General features: G+C 36.1%; 17 protein-coding genes and 2 pseudogenes. 14 read left to right on the top strand and 5 right to left on the bottom strand.

Translation table 11 applies throughout. The annotated features are described in order from the left end of the window. The 7 genes from CQZ94_RS20780 to CQZ94_RS20745 all read left to right on the top strand — a co-directional run. Positions 1 to 1630: DNA translocase FtsK (locus tag CQZ94_RS20780; protein ID WP_142395887.1), on the top strand; the 1630-nt coding region annotated here is incomplete at its 5' end. Between the two features lie 61 nt (positions 1631 to 1691). Further along, entirely contained in the window at positions 1692 to 2810 is a 1119-nt protein-coding gene (locus tag CQZ94_RS20775; RefSeq protein ID WP_105586877.1) for a nicotinate phosphoribosyltransferase, read from the top strand. A 251-nt stretch (positions 2811 to 3061) separates the two neighbouring features. After that, positions 3062 to 4372 (top strand): UDP-N-acetylmuramate--L-alanine ligase, encoded by a 1311-nt coding sequence (gene murC / locus CQZ94_RS20770; protein WP_105586876.1) that lies wholly within the window; start codon positions 3062 to 3064, stop codon positions 4370 to 4372. A 169-nt stretch (positions 4373 to 4541) separates the two neighbouring features. Next, entirely contained in the window at positions 4542 to 5090 is a 549-nt protein-coding gene (locus tag CQZ94_RS20765) for a GNAT family N-acetyltransferase (protein ID WP_105586875.1), read from the top strand. Then, complete coding sequence (locus tag CQZ94_RS20760) at positions 5087 to 5578, top strand: GNAT family N-acetyltransferase (protein ID WP_105586874.1); 492 nt, start codon at positions 5087 to 5089, stop codon at positions 5576 to 5578. Before CQZ94_RS20765 ends, CQZ94_RS20760 begins: the two co-directional genes overlap by 4 nt. Before the next feature lie 76 nt (positions 5579 to 5654). Next, positions 5655 to 6056, top strand: a complete 402-nt coding sequence (locus CQZ94_RS20755; RefSeq protein ID WP_105586873.1) for a PH domain-containing protein — start codon at positions 5655 to 5657, stop codon at positions 6054 to 6056. Positions 6057 to 6407: 351 nt separating this feature from the next. Beyond that, on the top strand, positions 6408 to 6854 hold the full coding sequence (locus CQZ94_RS20745) for a hypothetical protein (RefSeq protein ID WP_105586871.1): 447 nt from the start codon (positions 6408 to 6410) through the stop codon (positions 6852 to 6854). Positions 6855 to 6893: 39 nt separating this feature from the next. Here CQZ94_RS20745 and CQZ94_RS20740 read toward each other — a convergent pair whose 3' ends face one another. Then, a complete protein-coding gene (locus CQZ94_RS20740) occupies positions 6894 to 8009 on the bottom strand; it encodes an aminopeptidase (protein WP_002034367.1) in 1116 nt (371 codons plus the stop codon). A gap of 187 nt (positions 8010 to 8196) precedes the next feature. Between CQZ94_RS20740 and CQZ94_RS20735 the strand changes: the two genes are divergently transcribed. The 5 genes and pseudogenes from CQZ94_RS20735 (at position 8197) to ccpA (ending at position 12278) form a co-directional block, all read left to right on the top strand. Further along, positions 8197 to 8706, top strand: a complete 510-nt coding sequence (locus CQZ94_RS20735) for a DUF948 domain-containing protein (RefSeq protein ID WP_105586870.1) — start codon at positions 8197 to 8199, stop codon at positions 8704 to 8706. 2 nt (positions 8707 to 8708) lie between these two features. Continuing rightward, positions 8709 to 9035, top strand: coding sequence for a bacillithiol system redox-active protein YtxJ (gene ytxJ, locus CQZ94_RS20730; RefSeq protein WP_142395885.1), 327 nt, complete (start codon positions 8709 to 8711; stop codon positions 9033 to 9035). Positions 9036 to 9146: 111 nt separating this feature from the next. Further along, positions 9147 to 10163: a CamS family sex pheromone protein gene (locus tag CQZ94_RS20725; RefSeq protein WP_105586868.1), complete on the top strand. Its 1017-nt coding sequence runs from the start codon at positions 9147 to 9149 to the stop codon at positions 10161 to 10163. Positions 10164 to 10397: 234 nt separating this feature from the next. Continuing rightward, positions 10398 to 11010: pseudogene (locus CQZ94_RS31255) on the top strand (chorismate mutase). A 269-nt stretch (positions 11011 to 11279) separates the two neighbouring features. Continuing rightward, positions 11280 to 12278: a catabolite control protein A gene (gene ccpA / locus CQZ94_RS20710; RefSeq protein WP_105586867.1), complete on the top strand. Its 999-nt coding sequence runs from the start codon at positions 11280 to 11282 to the stop codon at positions 12276 to 12278. Between the two features lie 34 nt (positions 12279 to 12312). Here ccpA and CQZ94_RS20705 read toward each other — a convergent pair whose 3' ends face one another. Both CQZ94_RS20705 and CQZ94_RS20700 read right to left on the bottom strand, forming a co-directional pair. Beyond that, positions 12313 to 12675 carry a DUF4288 domain-containing protein gene (locus CQZ94_RS20705; protein ID WP_105586866.1) on the bottom strand — a complete coding sequence of 121 codons (363 nt, stop codon included), beginning with the start codon at positions 12673 to 12675 and terminating at the stop codon, positions 12313 to 12315. Positions 12676 to 12690: 15 nt separating this feature from the next. After that, a pseudogene (locus tag CQZ94_RS20700) lies at positions 12691 to 12798 on the bottom strand (DUF3949 domain-containing protein); the annotation flags it as partial. Between the two features lie 112 nt (positions 12799 to 12910). On the opposite strand from CQZ94_RS20700, the gene CQZ94_RS20695 reads away from it, so the two are divergent. Further along, complete coding sequence (locus CQZ94_RS20695) at positions 12911 to 13183, top strand: DUF3917 domain-containing protein (RefSeq protein ID WP_002112306.1); 273 nt, start codon at positions 12911 to 12913, stop codon at positions 13181 to 13183. Between the two features lie 50 nt (positions 13184 to 13233). Here CQZ94_RS20695 and mscL read toward each other — a convergent pair whose 3' ends face one another. Both mscL and CQZ94_RS20685 read right to left on the bottom strand, forming a co-directional pair. Continuing rightward, the gene (gene mscL / locus CQZ94_RS20690) at positions 13234 to 13635 is read right to left on the bottom strand and encodes a large-conductance mechanosensitive channel protein MscL (protein WP_105586864.1); all 402 of its coding nucleotides are present in this window, start codon (positions 13633 to 13635) and stop codon (positions 13234 to 13236) included. Between the two features lie 128 nt (positions 13636 to 13763). Next, positions 13764 to 14690 carry a Gfo/Idh/MocA family protein gene (locus CQZ94_RS20685; protein WP_105586863.1) on the bottom strand — a complete coding sequence of 309 codons (927 nt, stop codon included), beginning with the start codon at positions 14688 to 14690 and terminating at the stop codon, positions 13764 to 13766. A gap of 263 nt (positions 14691 to 14953) precedes the next feature. Between CQZ94_RS20685 and CQZ94_RS20680 the strand changes: the two genes are divergently transcribed. Continuing rightward, positions 14954 to 15244 (top strand): hypothetical protein, encoded by a 291-nt coding sequence (locus tag CQZ94_RS20680; RefSeq protein ID WP_105586862.1) that lies wholly within the window; start codon positions 14954 to 14956, stop codon positions 15242 to 15244. Positions 15245 to 15253 lie beyond the last annotated feature (9 nt).

The following is a 15253-nucleotide window of genomic DNA, read 5'->3' as shown; positions in this document are numbered from 1 at the left end:
GGTAGAAACCCAAATGGAAGAAAAACCGATGCAGCAAGTAGCGGTAGAAACCCAAATGGAAGAAAAACTGATGCAGCAAGTAGTGTTAGAAACCCAAGCGGAAGAAAAACCAATGCAACAAGTAGTGGTGGCTGAACAAGTACAAGAGAGAGCATATGTTGTAAATCAAAAAGAGAACGATATGCGCAACGTACTACAAACGCCACCGAAGTATGAACTTCCGCCATTAACGTTGTTGTCGATTCCACAGCAGGCAGCATTAGATAATACGGAATGGCTAGAAGAACAGGAAGAATTATTAAATACGACATTTAATAATTTCCATGTTGGAGCACATGTTATTAATGTGTCACAAGGGCCGGCGGTAACTCGTTTTGAAGTACAACCAGACCCAGGTGTGAAAGTAAATAAAATTACAAATTTAAGTGATGATATTAAGTTAAGTTTAGCTGCGAAAGATATTCGAATTGAAGCGCCAATTCCAGGGAAGAGTGCAATTGGAATTGAAGTTCCAAACAAGGAAAGTAAGCCAGTATTCCTGCGTGAAATTTTAAGAAGTCCTGTATTTACAAAGAGTGAATCACCGCTTACAGTTGCGCTGGGGCTTGATATTTCAGGTGATCCAATTGTAACGGATATTCGAAAAATGCCACATGGACTTATTGCGGGTGCAACTGGTTCAGGGAAAAGTGTGTGCATTAACGCGATTTTAACGAGCATTTTATATAAAGCGAAGCCGCATGAAGTGAAGTTGATACTAATTGATCCGAAGATGGTTGAGCTGGCACCATACAATTCTGTTCCACATCTTGTAGCACCTGTTATTACTGACGTAAAAGCAGCTACAGCTGCGTTAAAGTGGGCGGTTGAAGAGATGGAACGCCGTTATGAATTGTTTGCTCATGCTGGTGCTCGTGATTTAACTCGTTACAATACGATTGTAAGTGGGAGAGAAATCCCAGGTGAGACATTACCTTATATTGTAATCGTCATTGATGAGTTAGCGGACTTAATGATGGTTGCTCCTGGTGATGTTGAGGAAGCGATTTGTCGTATTGCACAAAAAGCTCGTGCTTGTGGTATTCACTTATTAGTTGCGACGCAGCGTCCATCTGTAGACGTTATTACAGGTTTAATTAAATCAAACATTCCAACGCGTATTGCGTTTACGGTATCATCTCAAGTTGATTCGCGTACGATTATCGATATTGGGGGCGCGGAGAAATTACTTGGCCGTGGTGATATGCTATTTTTAGGAAACGGCACGTCTAAACCAGTTCGTGTACAAGGTGTATACGTATCAGATGATGAGATTGAAAGAACAGTTGATCATGTGAAAAAGCAAATGAAGCCAAATTACTTATTTAAGCAAGAGGATTTATTAGCAAAATCAGAGCAGAGTGAGTCTGAAGATGAACTATTTTTTGATGCATGTCAATTTGTTGTAGATCAAGGGGGAGCGTCCACATCTTCTGTACAGAGAAAATTCCGCATTGGTTATAATCGCGCGGCACGTCTAATTGAAGAGATGGAATCGCAAGGGATTATTTCTGAAGCAAGAGGAACGAAACCGAGAGATGTCCTTATTTCCGAGGGTGAATTTGCCGCTATGCAGGAAACGAATGTATAGGAAACGGTTTTGCTGTATACTAAGAGAAAATGTTGGATAGTAAAGTAGGGAGTAAAGCGACATGAAAGAAATTGAATTAAAATTAAAAGGTGAAATAAATCGACTAACAAATAAAACATTTAAATTTGATGAACGTGTTGGAGAAGGCTGGTTCTCTGCCGTTTACTTTTTAAAAACTAGAGAAATCATTGAAGAATTTCGCCCGAAAAGTGTTGTAACAATGCAGTTTTTCCAAAAAGAACATGCAGTTCTTTGCGGAGCAGATGAGGTAATCGCATTGCTACAAACATTCGCCAAAAATCCTGAGGAATTAGAAATTCATTCCTTAAAGGATGGCGATAATATTAGTCCGTTTGAAACAGTTTTAACAATTCATGGTCCTTATGAATACTTCGGCTTTTTAGAAGGTGTAATTGATGGGATTTTAGCTCGTCGTACATCAGTTGCGACAAACGTATATAACGTTGTCCAAGCTGCACGTAGTGTAGATAAAGAAAAACCGGTTATTTTCATGGGAGATCGTGACGATCATTATACTCAACAAGCTGGTGACGGTTATGCGGCATACATCGGAGGTATGAGCGCGCAAGCGACGCATGCAATGAATGAATGGTGGGGCAGAAGTGGTATGGGGACGATGCCTCATGCTTTAATTCAAATGTTTAATGGTGATGTTGTTGAAGCAGCAAAAGCATATCATAAAAAATTCCCAGAAGATGAATTAGTCGTACTAATTGATTATAACAATGATGTCATTACAGATGCACTTCGCGTAGCGCGTGAATTTGGATCAACATTAAAAGGTGTACGTGTCGATACGTCTCGTACAATGATTGATCAATACTTCATTCGTCACCCAGAAGTACTTGGAACATTCGATCCACGTGGTGTAAATCCATCACTTGTATTTGCACTTCGTAAGGCTCTTGATGAGGAAGGGTTCCAACATGTAGATATCGTTGTAACTGGTGGGTTTGATGAGAAGCGTATTCGTGAATTTGAAGCTCAAAATGTTCCTGTTGATATATACGGAGTAGGAAGTAGCTTATTAAAAATGAATATTGGTTTTACTGGTGATAACGTAGAATTAAATGGAAAACCAGAAGCGAAAGCTGGTCGTAAATACCGTCCAAATCCACGTCTAGAGCGTGTTCAATTAGAAGCAAAAGAAGATATGTAAAAGCGAGAAAAACTGATAGGTGATTGACCCTATCAGTTTTTCTGTTATCATAGTATAGCGGCTTGTTTTTTGCTATAATAAATGTGTTATGGACATAAAAGAAGTACGTACGAGTTTATCACTGATAAGTGAATATAAAAAGAAATTCACTGCATCAGAAATGTATGATGATTACCAAAATAAGAAAAGATTCATATACTGTCTTATAGATAGGCCGTTGTATTAGTTCGAAATGTTGGAGGTTCTTTAAGATGACAGTTTACCATTTTGTAGGAATTAAAGGAACAGGAATGAGTTCATTAGCACAAATTCTTCATGACATGAAGCATACTGTTCAAGGGTCTGATTATGAAAAGCGTTTCTTTACACAAACAGCATTGGAAAAGCGTGGTATTTCCATCCTTCCTTTTGATAAAAATAATATTAAAGAAGGACAAGTGATTATCGCGGGAAACGCATTTCCTGATACGCATGAAGAAATCGTAGCAGCAAAAGAATTAAATATCCCAGTACATCGTTATCATCACTTCTTAGGTGACCTTATGAATCAGTACACAAGTGTTGCAGTAACTGGTGCACATGGAAAAACATCAACTACAGGTTTGTTAGCCCATGTAATGCAAGGTGCACACCCAACATCTTACCTTATTGGAGATGGAACTGGGCATGGGGTAGAAAATAGTAAGTATTTTGTCTTTGAAGCTTGTGAGTATCGTCGTCATTTCTTGTCTTACTATCCAGACTATGCAATTATGACAAATATCGATTTCGATCATCCAGATTATTTTGCAGACATCAATGATGTATTTAATGCATTCCAAGAGATGGCATTGCAAGTGAAAAAAGGTATTATTGCATGTGGTGATGATGAAGAACTTCAAAAAATTCAAGCGAAAGTACCTGTTATTTTCTATGGATTTGGAGAAGATAATGATTTCCAAGCACGTAACATCCAAAAGAGAACTGATGGTACTATATTCGATGTATTCGTTCGTAATACGTATTATGACACGTTCAAAATTACAGGATACGGCGATCACAGCGTATTAAATGCATTAGCAGTTATTGCGCTTTGCCATTACGAAAACGTTGATGTAGAAGCGGTTAAACATCAACTAACGACATTTGAAGGTGTTAAACGTCGCTTTAATGAAAAGCCGATGGGAGAACAAGTTATCATTGATGACTATGCACACCATCCGACAGAAATTAATGCAACGATTGAAGCAGCTCGTCAAAAACATCCAGAGCGTGAAGTTGTCGCTGTATTCCAGCCGCATACATTCTCACGTACAGAGAAGTTCTTAGATGAGTTCGCAGAAAGCCTAAGTAAAGCTGACCAAGTATACTTATGTGATATTTTCGGATCAGCACGTGAAAACAAAGGTGAATTAACAATTGAGGATCTGCAAAAGCGTATTGACGGTGCAGAACTAATTACAGATACAACAACAGAGGTATTAAAGAAACATAAAAACGGCGTTCTTATTTTCATGGGCGCAGGTGACATCCAAAAATTCGAAGCAGCTTACGTAAAAGAAGTTCAAGTTGCAGAGAAGTAAGAAGAAAGACGCATAGCTATGGCTGTGCGTCTTTTTTTGCTGTGGCTGGCGTGTGAGATGGTGTCGAATTTAGTTGGTAATTCGATAAATTTTAAAGATCGTTGATATATTGTGGTGCATTTCTTCAGTTTAAAATGTTAGAATAATAAGAAAAAAGGGGCTAAAAAACATGTTCACACTCCGAGTAGATGATGAAATCGAATTACAACTATTAGAAAAACATCATAAAGAGGGACTATATGAATTAATAGATCAAAATCGTAATCATTTAAGAAGATGGCTTCCGTGGGTAGATGGGACGAAATCAGCTGCTGCTTATGATGATATTTTTCCGATGTGGTTAAAGAAATTTGCAGAGGGAGATGGATTTGAAGCTGGCATACGTTATAAAGGAAAGCTCGTTGGGATGGTGGGGATTCATCCGGTGAGCTGGGGGAAGAAAGCTACGAGTCTTGGATATTATCTTGCAGAAGATGCTGGTGGGAAAGGTATTATGACGCGAAGTGTGAAGACTGTGCTTCATTATGCATTTGATAATTTAAAGCTGAATAAAATTGAAATTCGTTGCGGTGTCGAAAATGCGAAAAGTCGTGCAATCCCAGAACGTTTAGGGTTTAAGTTAGATGGAATTTTACGAGATGAAGAATGGGTGTACGATCATTTTCAGGATATTGCTGTTTATAGTTTACTAGCTTCAGAATGGAAGGATATTCGATGAGCGAGAAGATTTGTATTATTCCATATGAAAGTAAGTTCCAAGATGAAGTAGTAAATCTCATTGTTCATATTCAGCGAAAAGAGTACAATGTCCCAATTACGAAAGAAGAGCAGCCTGACTTACTTGAAATAGAAACGTTCTATCAAAGGAATCACGGAAACTTTTGGGTAGCAACGTACGGTGGAAAAGTAGTTGGAACTGTAGCTTTATTAGATATAGGGAATCATCAAGTAGCGTTAAGGAAAATGTTTGTGAAGAAAGAGTTTCGGGGGAAAGAATGGGGAGTATCAAGTATGCTGCTTCAAAAAGCGATTTCGTGGGCGAAGGAAAAGAACTTGGAAGACATTTATTTAGGAACAACAGTTAAATTTCTAGCAGCACACCGTTTCTATGAAAAGAATGGTTTTCAAAGCGTGAGTATAGAAGAGTTGCCAAAAAGTTTTCCAGTGCTAGAGGTAGATAAGAAATTTTATAGATATATTATTTAAAAAGGTCATTTATAAATGATCTTTTTTTATAAACTAAAATGGAAATTATGGTATAATTTGGATTAGGGGGTGTGGTATGAACTTTCCAATTCAGAGAAGTAAGTTAGGAATAATTTTCGTTAGTATAACGTTAGCTTTTATGGTGGTATATCCAATAGTTATGTTCTTTACAAGAAAAGGGGATTGGGCTTCAGCTCTAATTGGGATGGGATTATGTTTTATTGTAAATGTCCCTCTCAATTGGGAAATATTCATTAAAAAACATAAAGTAGAAAATGGTATTTTAAAATACGGAATTTTAAATGACGACGTTGTATTAAAAGATATAAGAGTTGTTCGTCAAGTTGGAAAATCATTTGAGATTACAACGAATGCATATAAAGTACATATGATTACGATGCCGCAAGATAAGGATGGACTTTTGGCGCTTATCGAGAAAGAAAATCCATATGTAAAAATAGAGATGGTAGGTAAGTAATGAAATATGTAAGACCTTTGTCCCGCATTAACGGGCAGTAAGACTCCTACCTCAAAATTCGGCTGGAGCAAAGAAGTAAGGTGGGAGATCAACTGCCCGTAAACGCCCGATTGGTTCAACTAATAATCAGTGGGGGATGAACAAAACCAACCACTGATTAAAGTTTCACTTTATTTTGTTTGGAAATTTTGTTTGTGCTTGTTGGTTGCATTAGAGTATATATTAAATGGGATTTGCCCTTATATGTTCCGATATTAATAGGTACTATCGCAGTGGCACTTTTATTTTATTTTCATTTTCAGCAAACAAAAAGCGAGAAAAATAGCTCTATATAGTGCGGGGGGATTAGAAATGAAAAAAATCTGTATGTTATTTTTGTTTTTGCTAACCACATCTATTCTTTTAATAGGATGTAGTGCGAAGAAAGAGAAGTCTGATGTTAGTTTAGAAAAGGCACAAAAAATTGAAATTGAATCGCTTACTGATTCGAGTGATAAAAAAACAATTACCGATAAGAAAGAAATCACAAAGTTGTTTGAATCAATAAAAATGGATAAGTGGGAAATGGAATCGACTCCTGTGAATACTCCGCAAGGGAAAACGTTTAAAATGTATCAAGAGGATACACCGAAATTATTGGATTCGAGTAAAGATAAAAAAGAGTTACATGAAATTGGTACTATGACAGTATATAAAGATGTCCCTTATGTTGAGGTTGAATTGAAAATTAATAAAATAAAAAATAAAAATAGTTTTAAAGTACCAGAAGATGTGGCTAAAAAATTATTAGAGTATTAATGAAAAAGCGCTCGGATAGAATTCCGAGCGTTTTTCATATTATTTTAAGTTCTCTGGGTTTAAAGCTTCTAGTTCAGTTACAACGAATCGTCCGTCTTTACGGATTAATACGTCGTCGAAGTAAATTTCACCGCCGCCGTATTCAGGGCGCTGAATGCATACTAAATCCCAGTGGATGTTAGAGTTGTTGCCGTTCCATGCATCGTCATAAGCTTGTCCAGGTGTGAAGTGGAAGCTGCCATCGATTTTTTCATCGAATAGAATGTCTCCCATTGGATGTAAGATGTATGGATTTACGCCGATTGCGAACTCACCAACGTAGCGTGCGCCTTCGTCTGTATCGAAGATTTTGTTAATGCGCTCTGAATCGTTTGCAGTTGCGTCAACGATTTGGCCATTTTCAAATTTAAGTTGTACATTTTCAAACGTATAGCCGTTGTAAGGTGATGGCGTGTTATAAGAAACTGTACCGTTAACAGAATCGCGAACTGGTGCAGAGTATACTTCACCATCTGGAATGTTTAAATGACCTGAGCATTTAATAGCTGGAATGTCTTTAATAGAGAATGTTAAGTCAGTTCCAGGACCAGTTAAGCGAACCTTATCTGTTTTATTCATTAATGTAACAAGGCTATCCATTGCCTTATCCATTTTACCGTAATCTAAGTTACATACCTCGAAGTAGAAGTCTTCGAAAGCTTCTGTGCTCATTTTAGCAAGCTGTGCCATAGAAGCATTTGGGTAGCGAAGAACAACCCAGCGTGTTTTCGGAACACGGATGTCTCTATGAACCTTTTTACCAACTGTTTGGCCGTGAACTTTCATACGTTCACTTGGAACGTCGGCTTGTTCGTTAATGTTATCACCAGAGCGAAGGCCAATGTAAGCATCCATATCTTTCATTACACTAGCCTCATATGCAGCGATTTGTTCGAAATGTTCTTCAGTAGCACCCATTAATAAAGAGCGATCTACTTGATGATCTTTTAAAGAAACGAATGGGAAACCACCAGCTGCATATGCTTCTTTTACAAGTGCTGTTACAAGTTCTTTTTGTAAGCCAAAGTTTTCAATTAATACTTTCTCACCTTTTTGTAAGCGGATAGAGTAGTTAATTAAATTGTATGCTAACTTTTCAATACGTGGATCTTTCATATGTAAAGCCTCCCTACTAATTATGTATCCTCTCCTATTGTAACCTACTTAGTGGAATTTGTTGAATGATTTATGTTACAGTTAACGAATAAGTATGAAAATTCTAATGATAAGATAGGGATTAGAACGAAACGGAAAATGATTGTATAATAAGAGAAAGTATGAAAAAGATAAAGGAAGTGATGAAATGCAAGTTCTTTTATATGTAAGTGCGGCTATTATTGCGGTTGCTTTCGCTGTATTAGTAGTGTATGTATGCAGAACGTTGTTATCGGTTCAGAAGACGTTAGAAAATGTTGCAAGTACGTTAGAAGGTTTAGAAAAGCAAATGCAAGGAATAAGCGTAGAGACGGAGCAATTATTACATAAGACAAATGCGTTAGCTGATGATATTCAACAGAAGTCACAGTCGCTAAATAAAGTAGTAGAAGGTGTAGATGGAATCGGAACGACGATTCACTCTTTAAATACGAAGCTTCGCAATGTTTCAGAGTCTGTTACGGATGAAATTGAAAATAATGCAGATAAAGTAGCACAAGTTGTACAGTGGAGCAGCGCAGCAATTGAAGTATACAATCATTACCGTGCTACGAGACAAGAGAAAAAGATTGAAAAAGAAGAGCGTAAACTTGAGAAAGTTGAGCAGAAGGCTGAAAAGAGAGAGAAGCGCTCTAGACTTCGCATGAGAGGTGAGTAATGATGAGTATGATAAAAATTGAAACGATTGAAGAATTTACAGAGTTAGTAGAAAAGAACGAGCCTTATGTTCTTTTTAAACATAGTACGACATGCCCAATTAGTCACGGTGCATATACAGAGTTTCAAGCGTATTGCGGTGAAGAAAGAGAAGTGCCAGCATATTACTTATACGTACAAGATGCGAGAGATGTTTCGAACCATGTTGCAGAGCAGTACGGTATTAAGCATGAATCTCCGCAAGTGTTATACATAAAAGACGGAATGGTAGTATGGCATACATCTCATTGGAATATAAAAAAAGAAGCTTTGGAAGAGAATGTAAAGTAGAGAGGTGAGCGAGAGGCTTGCTTCTTTTTTATTTTGTTGCAATATATTTAGTGGTACACTATAGATACATTAAAACTAAGTAAATTGACTTTTGAAAGTGGGTTTTAAGCAATGAAGAAAATGGCGTTATTCATCGCAAGCTTAAGTTTATTACTGGGGGCTTGCAGTAATAATACTATTGAGAAGAAAGATGAAGTTGTACAGAAAGATACGAAAGAAAAAAGTATGATTCCAAGAACTGCTGTTTCTAAGGATTACTATAGAACTGTTATTCCTTTAAAAGAACAAAAGGTAATTAATACAGTTAATGTTAAAACTAATTCTAAACTAGATTTAGCAGAATATGAAAGTGGCTTAATGAATATTGCTTCAAAACAATTTGATACAGAAAATTACGTATTACAATTAAATCAGTATATTCCAGAGAAAACAATTGATGAATTAGTTACGAAACAAGAAGTACCAGTTTTGACTAATATTATAGAACAGGACTACTTCGGCAAACAGAATTCAAATGAACTAAGCTTATCTGGTGTTGTTATTGGTTTATCTATGTCTTCAAGTGTATCTAATGAGGAAGCTATTTCTAAAGGTACTGAAGTTGCTAAGCAACTTATAGAAGCTATTAATAAAAATGATAAATATAACAAATCTCCAATTACGTTTGCTATATTTAAGCAAGAAAGTACAAGTTCTTTAAAGAATGGTACTTATATTTCTAGCGCTTCTGTTCAAAAGAACGAGACAAACCTTGGAAATTGGGATGCTATTGATGAAAAATCGTATTCGTATCCTTCTCAAGAATTTGAGGGAGCACATGGAGAAGATAATAAAAAGTTAAATGATTTTGCTAAAGCAATAAAGGAATTTTCTCCAGGAGATTATATCCCTGTTAATGCTAAGATTTCTTATAAGCAAAATAAGATGGATAAATTAAATATGGATATTGTCGTTAAATATAATGGTAAGTCAGAATTAATGGCACTCTCTCAAATGGCTGCTCAAAGTATGTTAGAGAAATTCCCTAAAGATGCTAAAGTTCAATTACAGATAAAGTCCGAGAATAAAATCGAGGCTGTTATTATAAAAGAGAAAAACAGCGATAAACCGTTTGTTTCTTTCCTATAATAAAAAAAGACAGTTTTTAAGCTGTCTTTTTTATTATATAAATTTTCCGGAATATAGTGATTTAAATTTACACTACGGATTTTCTGCTTTCTTGTCATGGTATTTCCACGTCTTTTTTCTATCTGTTTAATACATTATTCTATGTTGTATATCGTGTGGTAACCTCGTATGTATGAGCTATAATAAGTTATCTTAAAAAAGTTAATGAAGAAATTTAAAAGAGGTGGCTTTCTTATGGCATCGCAAGAATTAGATCGGTTACGTTCTAATATCGATCAAATCAATCTACAAGTATTAGAGTTATTGAACGAAAGAGGCCGTCTCGTACAAGGGGTTGGGAACTTACAAGAAGTACAAGGTGTGAAACGTTTTGATCCTGTACGTGAAAGAGAAATGCTGAATTTAATTGCGGAGAATAATAATGGTCCATTTGAAACATCGACCTTACAACATATTATTAAAGCGTGGTTTATAAGCAACAATTGAAGAATTTATTAATGCAGCAGAATATATTATGGCAGAGGGGAATGGTAATATCATTTTATGTGAGTGCGGTATTCGCACATATGAAAGAGCAACGCGTAACACGCTTCATATTTCCGCTGTGCCGATTTTAAAGAAAGCAACCCATTTACCTGTCGTTGTCGATGTAACGCATTCTACAGGGAGACGTGACCTTCTATTGCCGGCTGCAAAAGTGGTGATGGCAATTGGTGCTGATGCTATTATGGCTGAAGTACACCCAGATCCTGCTGTTGCTTTATCAGATGCAGCGCAGCAAATGGATATCCCGGAATTCAATGAGTTTATGAAAGAAGTAAAAGTGTTTGGGGATAAATTACAATAGGTTTTTTAGTCTATATAGCCTTTGTTGCATAGATTTTTACAAAAATGTCCTTTTTTGCATAAAAAATACGAAAATACAAGAAAAGAAGCGAATTTTTTCGAAACTTTTGCGGGAAAATATTGTATGAGCCTGCGTTTTTATCGTATCATTAGTAAAAGGAAGAACTCGGGACGATTGTTGGCATCTGCAAATAGAGTTGATGTCTTTTTTTCATTCAAGTGAACCGATACATAAAATAGATAACATAAATAGAAGGAGTGTGCGAAGAGATGAACGTAACAATCTATGATGTAGCGCGTGAAGCAAACGTTTCAATGGCTACCGTATCACGTGTTGTGAACGGTAACCCAAACGTAAAGCCTACAACAAGAAAGAAAGTATTAGAAGCAATTGATCTTTTAGGATACCGCCCAAACGCGGTAGCACGTGGACTAGCAAGTAAGAAGACAACTACAGTGGGTGTTATTATCCCCGATATCTCAAATACGTTTTATGCAGAACTTGCTCGTGGAATTGAAGATATCGCAACAATGTACAAATATAACATCATTTTAAGTAACTCTGACCAGAACAAAGAGAAAGAGTTCCACTTATTAAATACGATGCTTGGGAAACAAGTGGACGGAATTGTTTTCATGGGTGAAGATATTACAGATATTCACGTTGAAGAATTTAAAAAATCTCCAGTACCAATTGTATTAGCAGCGTCATTTGATGAGCAAAATGAAACGTCATCAGTAAATATTGATTATACACAAGCCGCTTATGATGCAATGAAGCATTTTATTGAGCAAGGACATAAACGTATCGGTTTCGTCTCTGGTCCTTTCATTGATAAAGCAGGAAGCGCGAAGAAGTTACAAGGTTATAAAAAAGCTTTAGAAGAAGCAGGTATTTCATATGATGAAAATCTTATAATTGATGGAGATTACACATATGATTCAGGTATAGAAGCGTTTGAAAGACTTTGGAGCATTAATGAAAAACCAACAGCAATCTTCGTATCTTCTGATGAAATGGCACTAGGTGTAATCCACGCAGCACAAGACGCGGGATTAAACGTACCAACTGATATCGAAGTGCTTGGTTTTGACAACACACGTCTTGCATTAATGGTACGCCCACAGCTTTCGACAGTTGTACAACCAATGTATGATATCGGTGCAGTAGCAATGCGTCTACTAACGAAATATATGAACAAAGAAAAAGTAGAAGATCACTCAGTTATCTTACCTCACCGTATCCAATTTAGAGATTCAACGAAGTAAGAATAAGAGAGCTCGCAGCGATAGCTGTGAGCTCTTATTCATATTCAGGATAATAGTGTTTAACTACTGTATTTACACTTTCAGTTTTCTTAACATGTAAAAAGCGTGCATATAATTCTTTTCCTGTCTCAAATGGTGTGTCATCTAATTCGAAAACATGCAACACTTTTCGAAACGTCCATGTTGCTTGCTCACCGTACATATTATCGTATGTATCTTCAGACTGTATAGCTATCTTTTCACCTAGCTCGTGAGCTTCCTCTAAACTGTTCGCCTTAACGAGAATAATACTTTCTTCAAAAAGTGTATCGTGATTCTCTTCATAATGTTCATCAATTTTACTAGGATTAAGTTCACCTGAATGAACAGATTCCAATAATAATTTTACAGCGTACATATGAGATCGGTCTCCTTATGCTTGATGCTTTACTCTATAAACAATACTTGCTACAAGTGAAGCGGGTATTGTAAATACGTTGCTTTGATAATGATAATGTGATTGGGAGTCTTCATAAGACATTCGCTACGGTTGGGGTTATTCCTTGTTATATGTCACACAAGTGCAAATTTAACTATTATAGGGCAATGTCATGTATAATAGAAAGAAAAGGCTTGTGAGGGGGGGAGAAGAGATGATCGTTCTTTGGATAATTACGCTTTGCATGACCGCTATTTTTGCATATATGACGTTAAAACAAAATGGCTTAAAGCGATTTGTTCCAGGAAGTATTCTTGCAGGAATCGCCCTTATCACGTATGTAATTTCAATTTTTACTGAAAGTATTTCGATAGATTTAAGTACGAGTTTAATGTTTATCGGTATTACACTATTTGCAGGTAGCATTATGGTACTTATGGTTGCAGGTATTATTGCATTTATTCATATGAATTCGGAAACGTTATAGCATATAAAAAAGGCATGTCCCGAGAGGGGCATGCCTTTTTATCCGTTCAATTATGCTCTATCTTTAGAAGAGTTTTGTTGTTTTAGTAAGTCGCGAATTTCGCCAAGAATTTCTTCTTCTTTTGTTGGTTCTGGAAGTTCTTCTTTCTTTTCTTCTTCTTCTCTTTTAGATGTTAGTTTGTTGAAAACTTTAACAAACATAAAGATAGCAGCTGCAATAATTAAGAAATCAAAAATAGTTTGGATGAAGTTACCGTACATAATAGATGATTTACCGAATGTAAGTTTTAAATCTGTAAAGTCAACGCCGCCCAGTATCATACCAAGTAATGGTGTAATGATGTCTTTTACTAAAGAACTAACGATTTTACCGAATGCAGCACCGATTACAACACCGACAGCTAAATCAATTACATTCCCTTTGAACGCGAATTTTTTAAACTCGTTCCACATGTGTCAATCCCATCCTTTCCACGATTCATTATGAAATTTATAATTCCTATCAACATATTCTATAGAAATTTATGATAGAAATAAAGAGGAAATGGGAATGAAAGTAAATTCTGAAAAATGTATCCGTTTTAATTTTTGTTTACAGCTTGTAGTAGAGATTGGAGCATTTGTTGAGATTTTAATCCTTCTAATCCATCTACAATAGGCTTTGTATCACCTTGTACACATTCGATAAAATGATGAACAGCATCTTCAAATCCGCGCTGCTTTAACGTTGTCTCCCATGATGGTGAACCACTTTGTGAAACGGAGTTTTCCTCTTCAATTTCAAATGTGTTCATATTTTTTACGCGAATGATTTTACCTGTCGTTACAAGTTCAATTTGTTCTAAATTTGTACCTGCATGGCGGTGCATCGCCGTAGAAAGTAAAAGTCCATTTGCAGTTGTATATGTATGATGTCCGTAAAGAAGTTCATTCTTTTCATTTATTTGCATCATATTGTGAACGACGTTAAGGTCATCATTAGCTAGCCAACGAGCAGTATCTACAATATGTAAGTAATCATCTAGCATAGTAAAGTCGTACGTATATGGCCCCACTTTATTTGTGCGGTGCTTTTCAATTCGAATCCATGAAGTATCATTAGCCTGCTCTTTTGCAGCGACGTACATAGGAACGAAGCGACGATTAAATCCCACCATTAACTTTCGATTATACTTTTCACTCATTTCAACTAGCTTCTCTGCTTGTTCGGTAGTAGCAGCTAGCGGCTTATCAACATAAACATCGATTCCCTTTTTAAGAAGTTCAGAAACGATTTCATAATGTGTAGCAGTTGAACTATGAACGAAGATTGCATCACATTCCGAAGCTAATGTTTCAATAGAATGAAAATCTTGAATACGATATTGCTGGCAAATTTGTTTTCTCTTCTCCGAATTAGGTGTAAACGCTCCCACAAAAGTCCAATCGGTTTCCTTTGTCAGTGTTGGAAGGTAAGCCTTTTGTGCAATACTACCTAATCCAATCATCCCAATACGAGGTTTTCTCATGTTTTTTTCCCACCTTATTATGAATATATAAGTTGTCTAGCTGTATAGCTATGTGACGAAATAACTGTAGCATAGGCTGGGGAGAATGGCAAAAAATAGATTTGAAAATGATACGTTTTTTTATATGTAAAGGTTTATTTTGGTTGTCATTCGAGGTGTTAAAAACGTAATGGTAATATTAGGTGATTTTTATTAAAATATAAAGAGAAGCAAAACTAATATAGTTTTGCTAAAAAGCAGGATAGTTTAAGAGGGAGTGTTGAATTGGGGATTATACATTGAAAAATAATAAAGCAAATAGGGCTCTAAGGGTTGGAACTAATGTCGTACTTATTTTATTAATATTAGGTGCAATACAAATGTTTTATGATGAAGATTATACAAATGACCATTTAGGTTGGTTATTTTTGGTCGTATTTTGGATGGTTAAAAGTATTTCTGGTTTTACGATAAGTTTAAAAGAGGGAGATAAAAAGTCGATATTAATTGATTTAGGTTTAGTGCTCTGTTCCTTTTATCTTTTCTTTGTTTATAGTATGAAATATTTCTTCTGAGAATTAACT

The organism is Bacillus sp. MYb209, from assembly GCF_002975175.1.
Lineage (GTDB): Bacteria > Bacillota > Bacilli > Bacillales > Bacillaceae_G > Bacillus_A.
This window is presented reverse-complemented; position numbering and strand designations above follow the sequence as displayed.

Coding starts and splice junctions, on each gene's coding strand:
- CQZ94_RS20685 (WP_105586863.1), bottom strand. CDS start 14,690: ATGAGAAAACCTCGTATTGGGATGATTGGATTAGGTAGTATTGCACAA.
- mscL (WP_105586864.1), bottom strand. CDS start 13,635: ATGTGGAACGAGTTTAAAAAATTCGCGTTCAAAGGGAATGTAATTGAT.
- CQZ94_RS20705 (WP_105586866.1), bottom strand. CDS start 12,675: ATGTACGCTGTAAAATTATTATTGGAATCTGTTCATTCAGGTGAACTT.
- CQZ94_RS20755 (WP_105586873.1), top strand. CDS start 5,655: ATGAACTTTCCAATTCAGAGAAGTAAGTTAGGAATAATTTTCGTTAGT.
- murC (WP_105586876.1), top strand. CDS start 3,062: ATGACAGTTTACCATTTTGTAGGAATTAAAGGAACAGGAATGAGTTCA.
- ytxJ (WP_142395885.1), top strand. CDS start 8,709: ATGAGTATGATAAAAATTGAAACGATTGAAGAATTTACAGAGTTAGTA.
- CQZ94_RS20735 (WP_105586870.1), top strand. CDS start 8,197: ATGCAAGTTCTTTTATATGTAAGTGCGGCTATTATTGCGGTTGCTTTC.
- CQZ94_RS20725 (WP_105586868.1), top strand. CDS start 9,147: ATGAAGAAAATGGCGTTATTCATCGCAAGCTTAAGTTTATTACTGGGG.
- CQZ94_RS20695 (WP_002112306.1), top strand. CDS start 12,911: ATGATCGTTCTTTGGATAATTACGCTTTGCATGACCGCTATTTTTGCA.
- CQZ94_RS20745 (WP_105586871.1), top strand. CDS start 6,408: ATGAAAAAAATCTGTATGTTATTTTTGTTTTTGCTAACCACATCTATT.
- CQZ94_RS20775 (WP_105586877.1), top strand. CDS start 1,692: ATGAAAGAAATTGAATTAAAATTAAAAGGTGAAATAAATCGACTAACA.
- CQZ94_RS20765 (WP_105586875.1), top strand. CDS start 4,542: ATGTTCACACTCCGAGTAGATGATGAAATCGAATTACAACTATTAGAA.
- ccpA (WP_105586867.1), top strand. CDS start 11,280: ATGAACGTAACAATCTATGATGTAGCGCGTGAAGCAAACGTTTCAATG.
- CQZ94_RS20760 (WP_105586874.1), top strand. CDS start 5,087: ATGAGCGAGAAGATTTGTATTATTCCATATGAAAGTAAGTTCCAAGAT.
- CQZ94_RS20740 (WP_002034367.1), bottom strand. CDS start 8,009: ATGAAAGATCCACGTATTGAAAAGTTAGCATACAATTTAATTAACTAC.